The sequence below is a fragment of the Novosphingobium sp. genome, from assembly GCF_031424035.1.
Classification (GTDB): Bacteria; Pseudomonadota; Alphaproteobacteria; order Sphingomonadales; family Sphingomonadaceae; genus Novosphingobium.
Map to the genome: position 1 here is coordinate 21,791 of NZ_JANPGP010000113.1, position 11,856 is coordinate 33,646.

Here is an 11,856-nt window from a genome sequence, read left to right on the forward strand (position 1 = left end):
GAGAGGAATTGCCGCCATGGACGTCTCCCGCCTGTTCTCGCTCGAAGGCAAGGTCGCGCTGGTCACCGGAGGATCGCGCGGCATCGGGCGCATGATCGCCGAGGGCTTTCTGGGCGCTGGCGCGGAGCGGGTCTATGTTATCGCGCGCAAGGTCGAGGAGGTCGAAGCCACGGCCGCTGAATTGGGCACACGCTGCGTCGCACTGCCCGGAGACTTAGCCACACTGGCCGGGATCGAGGCGCTCGCTGCCGAACTTACCGCCCGCGAAGCCCGGCTCGATGTGCTGGTCAACAATGCCGGCGTCGCCTGGGGCGCGCCATTCGATATCTTTCCTGAAGACGGCTGGGACAAGGTCATGGACCTCAACGTCAAGACGCCGTTTTTCCTAACGCAGAAACTCCACGCCCTGCTCCGCGCCGGTGCCAGTCAGGGCCGCCCCGCCAAGGTCATCATGATCGCTTCGGTCGATGGCATGCGGCTCAATCCGTGGGAAACCTATCCCTATCAGGCGAGCAAGGCGGCGCTGATCCATCTGACCCGGCGCATGGCCGCGCGGCTGGCGGGCGAGCAGATCGTCGTCAGCGGCATTGCGCCCGGCATGTTCGCCTCCAAAATGAACCGCGCCGCCGACCACGCGCCGGACCGGGTGGCAAGCCAGATCCCGGTGGGCCGGGTCGGCGCGGACGAGGACATGGCCGCCGCTGCAATCTACCTTGCGAGCCGCGCAGGCGATTACGTCGTAGGTGAAACGATCACGGTGGATGGCGGCTGGGTGAACGCCTGGGTGCCGGGTGATTTTGTCGGGCCGGCGGGGGAGTAAACGGCGAAAGCCTCTTTTACCCGTCATCCTGAACTTGTTTCAGGATCCATTTCGCCTTGGGCAAGGCTCTCTCGAGAGAAGGTCTGCCTCGCCGTTGCGCTCCAAGACACGGACCTGTGCGGTCGGCACGATGGATCCTGAAACAAGTTCAGGATGACGGAAGTGGAAAGATTGGGCGCGAATTGCTCTCGAACCCTACTTCATCAATTCCCGAACGAACCCGATCAGCCCGGTCTGGCGCTGGCGGCGCATGCGTTCGGCTTCTAGGATCTGGCGCACCTTGTCGAAGCACAGGTCGATGTCGTCGTTGACCACGACATAGTCATAGCCATCCCAGTGGCTGATTTCTGCGCGGGCACGGTCCATACGGGCCTGGATGACGTCTTCGCTGTCCGTCGCGCGGCCGTTGAGGCGGCGGCGCAGTTCCTCGATGCTGGGCGGCAAAAGGAACACGCGGACAACGTCCTGCTGGTCCTTCTGGTAAAGCTGCTGGGTGCCCTGCCAGTCGATATCGAACAGGAAGTCCTCGCCCGCTTTCAGTCCTGCGCGGATCTGCGACTTGGGCGTTCCATAGCAATGGTCGAAGACGTGGGCCCATTCGTAGAACTCGTCTTCTACAACCATACGGTCAAATTCGGTCTGGCTGACGAAGTAGTAATCCTTGCCGTCGACCTCACCCGGACGCATCGGGCGCGTGGTGACGGAGACCGAAAGGCGGATCTCCTTGTCCTGCTCCAGCAGGCGGCGCGCGATCGTGGTCTTGCCCGCGCCCGAGGGCGAGGAGAGGATGAACATCAGGCCGCGGCGGTGGAGAGTATCGGTTGCCATAGCCGCCCATGCCGCAGCACGGGGGCGCGAATCAAGACGTTTCGCCGCTTTCCGGTGCATTGGCCGCTTGCTCGGCGGCCTGTTCTTCGCCCTTTTGCGCCGAATCCACCTTGCGGCGGCGCTCATACAGCGCCTTGGCAAGCATTCCGCCGCCGACGACAATCGCGCCCGGCACGGACTTCGTGGCGATCCGTGCCAGCGCCGTGCCGACCAGCGTCTGCGCCATCGACCGGCCCTTGACGATCTTCTTCGCCTTGCCCGGAGTGAAGCTGGCGCCCAGCACGGTCCGCTCGACCACGTTCTTGAGCAATCGCCCACCGCCGCGCAGCAGCACGTCGGTGATCAGCAGGTTGGTCATCGGATTGGGGCTGAGGCCGCCCTGATCGACGACTTCGGACAGCTTTTCTTCGGCCTTGGCGGGCTTGCGGGCCATCGCGGCCTTACTTCTTCCGCCCGAAATCGATGGTCACGACGTTCGAGCCATCTTCGTTGGTCACCACTGGCGCGCCTTCATCGGGCGAATCGTTCTCCGCCTCGTCATGCGGTTCGGGCGCGAGGTCGGCGACGGTTGCCTGGAACTGCAGCCCGAAATCGACCGCCGGATCGACGAAAGCGGTAATCGCGGCGAAGGGAATTTCCAGCTTTGCCGGCATCTGGTTGAACGACAGGCCGACGCTGAACTGGTCTTCGCCGACGGTGAGGTCCCAGAACTTGTTCTGCAGGACGATCGTCATTTCGTCGGGGAAGCGTTCCTTCAGGTGCTGCGGGATGTTCACCCCGGGTGCGGCAGTCTTGAAGGTGATGTAGAAGTGGTGATTGCCCGGCAGGGTAGCCCCGCTGTCCGCGATCTGGCCGAGCACGCGGCCCACCACGGCACGCAGGGCTTCCTGCACGATTTCGTCATAGGGAATGAGGCTGTCAGGCGTGTCGGTCATGGTTTTTCCCAAGTGGCCCCGACTTACCCCCGGGTCAAGGGTAGTTGCGCTTGCTGTCCGCCGGTCTATAGGCCCGCCAAGGATAAGGAATCGGCCATGCGCACCGCCTCGATCACTCGCAAGACGCACGAAACCGACATCGCGGTCGAAGTGAACCTCGATGGCACCGGGGCCTATCAGGTCTCCACCGGGATCGGCTTCCTCGATCACATGATCGAACAGTTCAGCCGCCATTCGCTGATCGACATCACCTGCAAGATCGTGGGCGACCTCCACGTCGACCAGCATCACACCACCGAAGATAGCGCCATCGCCATTGGTCAGTGCATCGTTCAGGCGCTGGGCGACAAGGCCGGCATCGGCCGTTATGGCGAGGCGCATTCGGCAATGGATGAGGCGCTGAGCCGCGTCGTGGTCGATATTTCGGGTCGCCCGTGGCTGGTGTGGAACGCAAAGTTCACGCAGGAACGGCTGGGCGAGATGGATACCGAGCTGTTCCAGCACTGGTTCCATTCGATCGCACAGGCCGCGGGGCTGACGCTGCACATCGAACAGATCTACGGCGAGAACAACCACCACATCATCGAAGGCATTTTCAAGGGTTTCGCCCGCGCCATGCGGCAGGCGGTGGAACTCGATGCGCGCAAGGGCGGGGCGATTCCTTCGACCAAGGGTGTTCTGGGTGGCTGAAGTTGTCGCCCTCGTCGATTATGGCGCGGGGAACCTGCATTCGGTGGAGAATGCGCTCCGCGTAGCCGGGGCGGAGGGTGTGAAGCTCACATCCGACCCGGCGGTCGTCCGCGCGGCAGACCGCGTCGTGCTGCCCGGCGTGGGTTCGTTCAAGGCTTGCGCCGAGGGACTGCGCGGCGTTGCCGGCATGATCGAGGCGATCGAGGAGCGCGTTTTTGTTGGCGGCGCACCGTTCCTTGGCATTTGCGTCGGCATGCAGCTTCTCGCCACGCGCGGGGTTGAACACGGTGTCACGCCGGGGCTCGGCTGGATTGCCGGCGAAGTCCTGAAGATCGAGCGCACCGACCCCGCGATCAAGATCCCGCACATGGGCTGGAATGATGTCGCGCCGATGCCGCACCGCGACGGCGCTTCGCTGATCGAACCCGGCGAGGCCTATTTTCTCCATTCGTACCATTTCGCGCCCGAAGATGGTCACGCCATTGCCGCGATGACCGATCACGGCGGCGGCCTTGTTGCTGCCGTGGCGAAGGACAACGTGGTGGGCGTGCAGTTCCACCCGGAAAAGAGCCAGTCCTATGGGTTGGCACTGCTGGAAAGGTTTCTGGAGTGGCGGCCGTGACCGGGACTGCAGTCAGCTTTGCCAATTCCGTCATCCTGAACTTGTTTCAGGATCCATCGTGCGGTGCAGTCGGCCCGCGAAGGGAAAAAGCTAGCCTAGCGGTTGGCCTTTCTTCCGCCACCTCCGGTCAAGCCGAGGAATGGATCCTGAAACAAGTTCAGGATGACGATGTATTCAACACGGGCCTAACTTCATGATCGTATTTCCCGCCATCGACCTCAAGGCTGGGCAGGTCGTGCGCCTGTCGGAAGGCGATATGGACCGCGCGACGGTCTATGGTGACAACCCGGCGGCGCAGGCCCTGCTGTTTGCCGAGGCGGGATCGCAGTTCCTCCATGTCGTCGATCTCGACGGCTCCTTCGCGGGCGAGCAGCGCAACCGCGAGGCGGTGGAATCGATCCTTGAGGCCTTCCCCGGACACGTGCAGCTCGGCGGCGGCATCCGCACGCGTGAAGCCGTGGCCGGCTGGTTCGATCTTGGCGTCAGCCGCGTCGTCATGGGCTCGGCGGCGCTCAAGGATCCCGAATTCGTCAAGGACATGGCGAAGGAATTCCCCGGCGGCATCGTTGTCGCGGTCGATGCCCGCGACGGCATGGTCGCGACCGAAGGCTGGGCGGACGTGTCCGACGTGTCCGTGGTCGATCTCGCCCGCCGCTTCGAGGATGCCGGCGTTGCCAGCCTGCTGTTTACCGACATCGGCCGCGATGGCCTGCTGAAAGGCGTCAACATCGACGCAACGGTTGATCTTGCGCGCCGCGTGGACATCCCGGTGATTGCCAGTGGCGGCGTCAAGGGGCTGGATGACATCCACATCCTGTCGCTCCATGCCCACGAAGGCATCGAAGGCGTGATCACCGGCCGCGCGCTCTATGAAGGGCGGCTGGACCTTGCGGCGGCAATTGCGATGGCCAACCGGTCATGACCGTCCGCGTCCGCGTCATCCCCTGTCTCGACGTTGCCAATGGCCGGGTGGTCAAAGGCGTCAATTTCGTCGATCTCAAGGACGCGGGCGATCCGGTGGAACAGGCGCGCGCCTATGACGCGGCGGGGGCGGATGAACTCTGCTTCCTCGACATTACCGCCAGCCACGAAGCGCGCGGCACCCTGCTCGATATTGTCCGGCGCACGGCGGAAGTCTGCTTCATGCCGCTGACCGTCGGCGGCGGGGTGCGCACGGTGGAAGATGCCCGCGCGCTGTTGCTAGCCGGGGCGGACAAGGTGGCGGTGAATTCCGCCGCCGTCTCGCGGCCCGAAGTCGTTTCCGACATTGCCGAGAAGATGGGCAGCCAGTGCATCGTCGCCTCGGTCGATGCGCGGCGGGTGGAAGATGGGCGCTGGGAAATCTTCACTCATGGCGGCCGCAAACCTACCGGGATCGATGCCGTCGAACATGCCGTGCGACTGGCACAGTTGGGCGCCGGCGAATTGCTCGTCACCTCGATGGATGGCGATGGCACCAAGGCCGGCTATGACCTGCAACTGACCCGCACAATTGCCGATGCCGTATCGGTTCCGGTGATCGCCAGCGGCGGCGTTGGTACTCTGGAACACCTCGTCGAGGGCGTCATGCAGGGACACGCCAGCGCGGTCCTCGCCGCTTCGATCTTCCATTTCGGCACCTATTCGATCGCCGAGGCCCACGCTGCGCTGCGTGCGGCGGGATTGCCCGCTCGCGGCTGAACAGGGTGACAGAGGTGACACCGTGTCACCCAAGCGTCACCCTGATAAATTTCAATAAATTCAATCGCTAGACCTGCCGCAAGGTGACGGGCAAATCCCCGCGTAACCCGCAAGATTTCTGTATATTCAATGCGTTATCGACCAAGGTGACATATTGCGCCCCAAATCAGTTGATCTCGCTGTCAAAGAGCCGCGCACGAGTGCCCAGCATGTCAAACCCGGTGCATGTAGGAAAATGGTTTTTAAGCGCCGGAACTGTCGGTAAATTTTACGGTAACCATGATGCCGGCGCGGTCGTTAACCACTGACTCGGCTGGATTCATCGGACTCATCCCGCACTGGCACGGCGCTTGCGTTAACTCAGGTGATGGGAACCAACCTCGCCTTGCTTGCCGCCTATCCGGTGGTCCTTCTGGCCAGCAACACCGCTGGCCGCGTGGCGAATGCCATTCCCGAACCGTCCGACTTTGCCCTGTTCGCTTTCGGCATCACCGGTCTGCTGATCGGCCGCCGCATGGCGATGAACCGCAAGGACAAGGACGGGGATTGACTTGGTCGTGTCGCATGCTGCCGGTTTTCTCCTTTTCCGGCGGCAGGCGGCTTGAGAGAAGGGCGCCCGAACCGACACGGGCGCCCTTTTTCGTGCACTTGACCCGCGCGGAAACCCGCCGCATTGCACCCTTATGAGCGACACTCTCCAGCGTCTCGAAGCGACCATCGCCGCGCGCCGCAGCGCCGATCCCGCCGCCAGCTATGTGGCGAAGCTGCACAGCCGCGGCCTGGCCAAGATCGCCCAGAAACTGGGTGAGGAAGGCGTCGAAACCGTGATCGCCGCGCTGGCTGGCGACCGGCAGGAACTGGTCGGCGAAGCAGCGGACCTGCTGTTTCACCTGCTGATCCTGCTCGGCGCGAAGGCCGTGCCGCTCAGCGAAGTGCTGGCCGAACTTGATCGGCGCGAAGGCACTTCCGGAATTGCCGAAAAAGCCAGCCGAAAGACCGACTGATGCCGATTGATCCGCGTGCGCCCTATGATCCGAACAACATTTTCGCCAAGATCCTGCGCGGGGAAATCCCGTGCAAGAAGGTCTATGAAGACAACTTCGCGCTCGCCTTTCATGACATCAATCCGCAGGCTCCGGTCCACCTGCTGGTGATCCCCAAGGGTGCTTACGTCAGCTGGGACGACTTCTCCGAGAAGGCCCCGGCAGAGGAAATCGCCGGTTTCATTCGCGCCGTCGGGCAAGTCGCGCGCGAGGCTGGGCTGGTCGATCCGGGCTACCGCATGCTCGCCAATGTCGGCGGGCACGGCCACCAGGAAGTGCCGCATCTTCACGTTCACCTGTTCGGCGGGCGGCAATTCTACGCGATGGTGCCGCAATGATGCGTTGATCGGTCGCGCCTTTGGCACGACCTCGCTCAGCACCGGCCCTCTCCCCCGCCCGGCCACCCAACGAGAGTGTATGCTCTGGGTGGCCGGGCGGGGGAGTGGGCCGGTGCCGCAAGCGCGTCACGAAAGTGATGGGCGCATCCAGCAAAGACTCCGCAAACCGCACCTGCCGCACAATTCGGCACACCCTTCCCTTGCCCTGCGAGTCCCGCACCGGCTAAGAGTCCGCCGATGGCTGCGTATCCTGAACCTCCCGGCGGCGTGCTCGACGGGCCGATCCACCGTTTCGCGGTGCGCGCCTATTTCGAGGATACCGACCTGTCGGGCGTGGTCTATCACGCCAATTACCTGCGCTGGTTCGAACGGGCGCGCTCCGATTTCCTGCGCTTGCTGGGTATAGACCAGCGCGCCGCGCAGGAAGCGGGCGAGGGTGCCTATGCGGTCAGCGAACTGACCATCCGCTATGCCGCGCCGGCCCGGCTTGACGATACCGTGCTGATCGAAAGCGTCGCCGAAGAAATCCGCGCGGCATCGTGCCGCATTCATCAAAGGGCCATCCGCGATGGCGTCCTGTTGGCCGAGGCGCGGCTGCGCGTTGGCTTCATCGCGCCAGACGGCCGCCCGCGCCGTCAGCCCGACGCCTGGCGCAAGGCCCTCGCCACCCTGTTGCCCCCGCAAACGGAAGAATCATGACCATAACTTCAGTCCTTGCTGCCCCCATCCTCGCCGGTCCGCTGAACCCGCTGCGGCTGTTTCTACATGCCGATATTGTCGTGCAGGTGGTCATGGCCGGGTTGCTGATCGCCTCGATCTGGGTCTGGGGCACGGTCATCGCCTTCGTCTGGCGGATGCGCGGCATCAACGCGCGCGGCGAGGCCTATGAGGCCGAGTTCTGGAAGGCCAAGGATATCGAGGCCTATCAGGCCGAGCACGGCAAGGGCGACATTCCCTCGGCCCGGGTTGCCGGCGCGGCGATCAACGAATTGCGCCGCTCGCTTGCGGTGAAGAACCCCGATCCCGAAGGCCTGCGCCAGCGGCTGGGCATTGCCATGACCGGCACGGTCGAGGCTGAGGCGGACAAACTGGCGGCGCGGCTCAACATCCTCGCAACGGTCGGCACCTCCGCCCCGTTCATCGGCCTGTTCGGCACGGTCTGGGGCATCATGCGGACGCTGGGCGCCTATGCCGAGGAAAGCTTCACCATGGCCCGTGTCGCGCCGGAATTGTCGGAGGCGCTGTTTGCCACGGCCATCGGTCTGTTCGCGGCCATCCCGGCAGTGATCGCCTACAACCGCCTCAGCCTGAAAGTGAACCGCTTTGAATCGCGGCTGCAGCGCTTTGCCGACAAGGTCCATGCCGCGCTGACCCGCGAAATCGGGGCGAGGTAATGGCTGGCGGACTTTCCTCTGGCTCCGGACGCCGCCGTTCCCGCCGGGGCGGCCGCGCGCCGATGGCCGAAATCAACGTCACGCCGCTGGTCGACGTGATGCTGGTGCTGCTTGCGATCTTCATGGTCACCGCGCCGTTGCTCGCCGCCGGGGTCAAGGTGGACTTGCCCGAAAGCCGCGCCGAGGCCTTGCCGCAGCCAGCGCAGCAGGTGACTCTGTCAATGACGGGTGATGGCCGCATGTGGCTCGACGAGGACGAGCTTTCCCCCGGCGAATTGCCTGACCGGCTGGCGCAGGCCGCCGCCGCCAACGGAGGCAAGCCGCCGCAGCTCACCTTGCGCGCTGATCGCGGCTTGCCCTACGGCACGGTGATGACGGTGATAGGGGAGATCAACCGCGCTGGCGTCCGCTCGATCGCGCTGGTCACCGACAGTTCAGTTTCGGCCCCATAGCCCGGCACAATGGCAGCCACACGCATCAGGGCAGAGGACGTTGTCGGCATCGGCATAGCCGTGGCCGCGCATGTCGCGCTGTTTGCCTGGCTGATTTTCGCGCGCTCGCCGGAACCGCCGCCACTGCCCCCCAAGGTTACCGTGACGCTGCAAGGGCCGGTCGCCGCCGAAGCCGGTTCGCCATCGCGCGAGGAGGCTGCCGCCGCGCAGGCGCCGACGCTGGCCGAAGAGCCTGCGCCGCCGGTGGAGGCCGCACCCGCACCGCCACAACCGCAGCAAAGCGCGGTCCGGCCCGAGCCGCCGCGCTCTGCGCCCAAGGCTCTTCCTGCGCCGCCGCGTCCGCAGCCCATTCCGCGTGCGGCTGCGCCGGCACCCGCGCCGCAGCCGCGCGCGCAACCTCGCCCGGTTGCTCCGGCAGCAAAAGCACCGCCGCCGCAGCAGCAGCGCCAATCCCGGGTGGGCAGTGATTTCCTGCCAGCGCGGCCCTCGCGTGTCGGCAAAGACTTCCTGCCGCCCGCGTCCCAGCGCCCCGGCGGGGCCAGCCGGATCGGCAAGGATTTCCTCCCCGGCGCAGCCAGCGGCAATGGCAAGGCGGCGACTCCGCCTGGTCCTTCGATCACGCAGCAAGTTCGCTCGTCGCTGGTGTCCGAGGTTGCCCGCCAGCTGAAGCCGCGTTGGCAAGCGCCTTCCGGGCTTGATGTCGATCTGCTCGCCACGACTGTGGAATGGGACCTCAACCCCGATGGCAGCTTGACAGGCGCTCCCCGCGTGACCGGTCAGACGGGGGTGAATGCCGCCAATCGATCGCAGGCTGATCGCCACAAGGAACAGGCCTTGCGCGCCGTGCGGCTTGCCGCGCCATTCCGCCTGCCGCCGCAGTTCTATGCCGGCTGGCAGCGCCTTCGTTTTACCTTCGACAGGAAATTGAGCCAATGAAGCCGATAATCGCAATGCTGCTTGCTGGCCTCGCCATGCCCGCGCTGGCGCAGAATGCTCCGACCACGCCGCCGCCAGCAAGTGGCGAAGTGCTGACCGGCACCGTCACTGATGACAGCGCATGGGCTGACCTCGGCATCGCTATCCCCGCCTTCCCGACCAACGCCGATGTTGCCACGCAGGCGAGCGCAGGCGGCACGGCGGCGACCGGCCGCGCGCTGGCGCAGGTGATCACTGACGATCTCAAGAACAACGGCCTGTTCAAGCCGACCGGCCCCTCCAGCCTGCCAACGCCGTCGATGACGGAAGTCGCAGCTCCGGCCTTTGCCACCTGGCAAGGCAAGGGCGCGGAAATGCTGGTCCACGGGTTTGTCCGCGCCAATGGCGATGGCAACCTGACAATCGGCTGTTATCTTTATGATGTCGCGCTCAGCCAGCAGCTGGTCAAGGGCGCATGGGTAGTCGGTCCGGGCGAATGGCGCCGCGCCGCGCACAAGTGTTCTGACCTCGTCTATTCGCGCTTGTCGGGGGAAAGCCCGTTCTTCGATAGCCGCATCGCCTATATCGCCGAGACCGGCCCAAAGAACCGCCGCAAGAAGCAGCTGGCGGTCATGGATTCCGACGGGGCGAACCCCCGCTTCCTGACAAGCGGACAGGCCATCGCGCTGACCCCGCGCTATTCACCGGACTACAAGCAGATCGTCTATCTCAGCTACCTCAACGGTAATCCGCGGATCTACATCTACGATACCGAACGCGGCACGCAGAAGCTTGTGACGCAAAGCACCAATCCCACCTTCGCGCCGCGCTGGTCGCCCGATGGCAAGTCGATCCTCTATTCGATGGCGGTGGGCGGCAATACCGACATCTACCGGATTTCGGCGGCAGGCGGCGAAAGCAAGCGGCTGACCGACAATCCCGGCATCGATGTCGGCGGGTCCTACTCGCCCGATGGCAGCAAGATCGTGTTCGAAAGCGACCGTTCGGGAGGCCAGCAGATCTACGTGATGAACGCCGATGGCTCGGACCAGAAGCGCATCTCGTTCTTCGGCGGCCGCGCGGCAACGCCCGAATGGAGCCCGCGCGGCGACCAGATCGCCTTCACCCACATCGCCGGCGATTTCCACATCGGCGTAATGAGCACGGGCGGTGGCGGCATGCGCACGCTGACCGGCGGCTGGCAGGACGAAGCGCCGACATGGGCGCCCAATGGCCGCGTGATCCAGTTCTTCCGGACCGAGAAAGGAACGGGCCGATCCGCCCTGTGGCAGGTCGACCTCACCGGCAGGAACGAGCGCCGACTGCCGACCCCTGTCGACGCATCCGACCCGGCATGGGGCCCGGTTTTGCCTTAATTGGCCGTTAGCTATAAGTTCCCGGGGGCAAAGGAGTCGAATATGAACAAGCAATCACGAACCAAGGCGAAAGTCCTGATTCTGCTTCTGGCAGGCAGCGCCGCACTGGCCGGTTGCTCGCCCAAGCCGCCCAAGCAATTGCCGCCCGAACCGGGCAATGCCGCGACCTCAACCGATACCGGCCAAGGCACGATTGGCGCGCCGGTCCCCGGCAGCCAGGCCGATTTCGTCGCGACCCTGATGGGTGCTGATTCGATCTATTTCGATACCGACAAGTTCAACATTGACAGCGCCGATGCCGCCGCGCTGCAAAGTCAGGCGCAGTGGCTGATGAAGTATCCGGCCAAGCGCGCAACACTTGAAGGGCACTGCGACGAACGCGGCACCCGCGATTACAACCTCGCGCTGGGTGAAAAGCGGGCGAATTCCGCGAAGAACTATCTCATCAGCCTTGGCGTGGATTCGGCACGCTTGACGACGATTTCCTATGGCAAGGAACGCCCGCTGGCGACCGGTTCGAACGAGGAAGCCTGGGCGAAAAACCGCCGCGCAGTGACCGTTACGATCGATTGATGGAGTGTAGGGTGCCCGACGTGTCGGGCCCCACTTCAGCGCAGGATCGGCAGGCTGGGCAGAGCCGGCATGGCAGGCAGTTCGACGCGTGCGGGCAGCAGCGATGCTTCCGCAGTCTGGCTGTCGATACCGATCGAAGCGCCGCCGAACATCGCAAAACCGGCCATCAGCATGACCGAAAGCGCGGAGG

At 64.4% G+C, this 11,856-nt stretch carries 17 protein-coding genes; 14 read left to right on the forward strand and 3 right to left on the reverse strand.

Going from position 1 to position 11,856, the window contains the following annotated elements; all coding sequences use genetic code 11:
- Window positions 1-16: 16 nt before the first annotated feature.
- Window positions 17-820 carry an SDR family oxidoreductase gene (locus RMO89_RS15380; protein ID WP_310534199.1) on the forward strand — a complete coding sequence of 268 codons (804 nt, stop codon included), beginning with the start codon at window positions 17-19 and terminating at the stop codon, window positions 818-820.
- A 195-nt stretch (window positions 821-1,015) separates the two neighbouring features.
- On the opposite strand, the gene gmk is transcribed toward RMO89_RS15380, so the two are convergent.
- From gmk to RMO89_RS15395, 3 genes are read right to left on the reverse strand one after another with little or no spacing between them, the layout of a single operon-like run.
- A complete protein-coding gene (gene gmk, locus RMO89_RS15385; protein WP_310534200.1) occupies window positions 1,016-1,648 on the reverse strand; it encodes a guanylate kinase in 633 nt (210 codons plus the stop codon).
- A 31-nt stretch (window positions 1,649-1,679) separates the two neighbouring features.
- Window positions 1,680-2,081, reverse strand: a complete 402-nt coding sequence (locus RMO89_RS15390) for a hypothetical protein (protein ID WP_310534201.1) — start codon at window positions 2,079-2,081, stop codon at window positions 1,680-1,682.
- 7 nt (window positions 2,082-2,088) lie between these two features.
- Entirely contained in the window at window positions 2,089-2,583 is a 495-nt protein-coding gene (locus tag RMO89_RS15395) for a ClpXP protease specificity-enhancing factor SspB (RefSeq protein WP_310534202.1), read from the reverse strand.
- Between the two features lie 96 nt (window positions 2,584-2,679).
- Between RMO89_RS15395 and hisB the strand changes: the two genes are divergently transcribed.
- The 13 genes from hisB to pal all read left to right on the forward strand — a co-directional run bounded on the left by hisB (window position 2,680) and on the right by pal (window position 11,666).
- A complete protein-coding gene (gene hisB / locus RMO89_RS15400) occupies window positions 2,680-3,273 on the forward strand; it encodes an imidazoleglycerol-phosphate dehydratase HisB (protein WP_310534203.1) in 594 nt (197 codons plus the stop codon).
- Window positions 3,266-3,895 (forward strand): imidazole glycerol phosphate synthase subunit HisH, encoded by a 630-nt coding sequence (gene hisH / locus RMO89_RS15405; RefSeq protein ID WP_310534205.1) that lies wholly within the window; start codon window positions 3,266-3,268, stop codon window positions 3,893-3,895. Before hisB ends, hisH begins: the two co-directional genes overlap by 8 nt.
- Window positions 3,896-4,088: 193 nt before the next feature.
- The gene (hisA, locus tag RMO89_RS15410) at window positions 4,089-4,817 is read left to right on the forward strand and encodes a 1-(5-phosphoribosyl)-5-[(5-phosphoribosylamino)methylideneamino]imidazole-4-carboxamide isomerase (protein WP_310534207.1); all 729 of its coding nucleotides are present in this window, start codon (window positions 4,089-4,091) and stop codon (window positions 4,815-4,817) included.
- On the forward strand, window positions 4,814-5,575 hold the full coding sequence (gene hisF / locus RMO89_RS15415; protein ID WP_310534209.1) for an imidazole glycerol phosphate synthase subunit HisF: 762 nt from the start codon (window positions 4,814-4,816) through the stop codon (window positions 5,573-5,575). Before hisA ends, hisF begins: the two co-directional genes overlap by 4 nt.
- 367 nt (window positions 5,576-5,942) lie before the next feature.
- A complete protein-coding gene (locus RMO89_RS15420) occupies window positions 5,943-6,125 on the forward strand; it encodes a hypothetical protein (protein WP_310534211.1) in 183 nt (60 codons plus the stop codon).
- Window positions 6,126-6,258: 133 nt separating this feature from the next.
- Window positions 6,259-6,579, forward strand: coding sequence for a phosphoribosyl-ATP diphosphatase (locus tag RMO89_RS15425; protein WP_310534212.1), 321 nt, complete (start codon window positions 6,259-6,261; stop codon window positions 6,577-6,579).
- Entirely contained in the window at window positions 6,579-6,956 is a 378-nt protein-coding gene (locus tag RMO89_RS15430; protein ID WP_310534214.1) for a histidine triad nucleotide-binding protein, read from the forward strand. The genes RMO89_RS15425 and RMO89_RS15430 overlap by 1 nt, the downstream gene beginning before the upstream one ends.
- A 237-nt stretch (window positions 6,957-7,193) precedes the next feature.
- The gene (locus tag RMO89_RS15435) at window positions 7,194-7,655 is read left to right on the forward strand and encodes a YbgC/FadM family acyl-CoA thioesterase (protein WP_310534215.1); all 462 of its coding nucleotides are present in this window, start codon (window positions 7,194-7,196) and stop codon (window positions 7,653-7,655) included.
- On the forward strand, window positions 7,652-8,350 hold the full coding sequence (locus tag RMO89_RS15440) for a MotA/TolQ/ExbB proton channel family protein (RefSeq protein WP_310534217.1): 699 nt from the start codon (window positions 7,652-7,654) through the stop codon (window positions 8,348-8,350). Before RMO89_RS15435 ends, RMO89_RS15440 begins: the two co-directional genes overlap by 4 nt.
- Complete coding sequence (locus tag RMO89_RS15445; protein ID WP_310534219.1) at window positions 8,350-8,802, forward strand: biopolymer transporter ExbD; 453 nt, start codon at window positions 8,350-8,352, stop codon at window positions 8,800-8,802. The genes RMO89_RS15440 and RMO89_RS15445 overlap by 1 nt, the downstream gene beginning before the upstream one ends.
- Before the next feature lie 9 nt (window positions 8,803-8,811).
- Window positions 8,812-9,738, forward strand: coding sequence for a hypothetical protein (locus tag RMO89_RS15450; RefSeq protein ID WP_310534220.1), 927 nt, complete (start codon window positions 8,812-8,814; stop codon window positions 9,736-9,738).
- Window positions 9,735-11,093, forward strand: a complete 1,359-nt coding sequence (gene tolB / locus RMO89_RS15455; protein ID WP_310534222.1) for a Tol-Pal system beta propeller repeat protein TolB — start codon at window positions 9,735-9,737, stop codon at window positions 11,091-11,093. Before RMO89_RS15450 ends, tolB begins: the two co-directional genes overlap by 4 nt.
- A 42-nt stretch (window positions 11,094-11,135) precedes the next feature.
- Window positions 11,136-11,666: a peptidoglycan-associated lipoprotein Pal gene (gene pal, locus RMO89_RS15460; RefSeq protein WP_310534223.1), complete on the forward strand. Its 531-nt coding sequence runs from the start codon at window positions 11,136-11,138 to the stop codon at window positions 11,664-11,666.
- Window positions 11,667-11,856: the final 190 nt, after the last annotated feature.

Excerpts from the sequence above, each read along its gene's own strand:
- RMO89_RS15420 (WP_310534211.1), top strand. The coding sequence starts at position 5,943 with ATGGGAACCAACCTCGCCTTGCTTGCCGCCTATCCGGTGGTCCTTCTG.
- tolB (WP_310534222.1), top strand. The coding sequence starts at position 9,735 with ATGAAGCCGATAATCGCAATGCTGCTTGCTGGCCTCGCCATGCCCGCG.
- RMO89_RS15440 (WP_310534217.1), top strand. The coding sequence starts at position 7,652 with ATGACCATAACTTCAGTCCTTGCTGCCCCCATCCTCGCCGGTCCGCTG.
- RMO89_RS15425 (WP_310534212.1), top strand. The coding sequence starts at position 6,259 with ATGAGCGACACTCTCCAGCGTCTCGAAGCGACCATCGCCGCGCGCCGC.
- RMO89_RS15450 (WP_310534220.1), top strand. The coding sequence starts at position 8,812 with ATGGCAGCCACACGCATCAGGGCAGAGGACGTTGTCGGCATCGGCATA.
- RMO89_RS15445 (WP_310534219.1), top strand. The coding sequence starts at position 8,350 with ATGGCTGGCGGACTTTCCTCTGGCTCCGGACGCCGCCGTTCCCGCCGG.
- hisB (WP_310534203.1), top strand. The coding sequence starts at position 2,680 with ATGCGCACCGCCTCGATCACTCGCAAGACGCACGAAACCGACATCGCG.
- hisA (WP_310534207.1), top strand. The coding sequence starts at position 4,089 with ATGATCGTATTTCCCGCCATCGACCTCAAGGCTGGGCAGGTCGTGCGC.
- pal (WP_310534223.1), top strand. The coding sequence starts at position 11,136 with ATGAACAAGCAATCACGAACCAAGGCGAAAGTCCTGATTCTGCTTCTG.
- RMO89_RS15380 (WP_310534199.1), top strand. The coding sequence starts at position 17 with ATGGACGTCTCCCGCCTGTTCTCGCTCGAAGGCAAGGTCGCGCTGGTC.
- RMO89_RS15395 (WP_310534202.1), bottom strand. The coding sequence starts at position 2,583 with ATGACCGACACGCCTGACAGCCTCATTCCCTATGACGAAATCGTGCAG.
- RMO89_RS15390 (WP_310534201.1), bottom strand. The coding sequence starts at position 2,081 with ATGGCCCGCAAGCCCGCCAAGGCCGAAGAAAAGCTGTCCGAAGTCGTC.
- hisF (WP_310534209.1), top strand. The coding sequence starts at position 4,814 with ATGACCGTCCGCGTCCGCGTCATCCCCTGTCTCGACGTTGCCAATGGC.
- RMO89_RS15430 (WP_310534214.1), top strand. The coding sequence starts at position 6,579 with ATGCCGATTGATCCGCGTGCGCCCTATGATCCGAACAACATTTTCGCC.
- RMO89_RS15435 (WP_310534215.1), top strand. The coding sequence starts at position 7,194 with ATGGCTGCGTATCCTGAACCTCCCGGCGGCGTGCTCGACGGGCCGATC.
- gmk (WP_310534200.1), bottom strand. The coding sequence starts at position 1,648 with ATGGCAACCGATACTCTCCACCGCCGCGGCCTGATGTTCATCCTCTCC.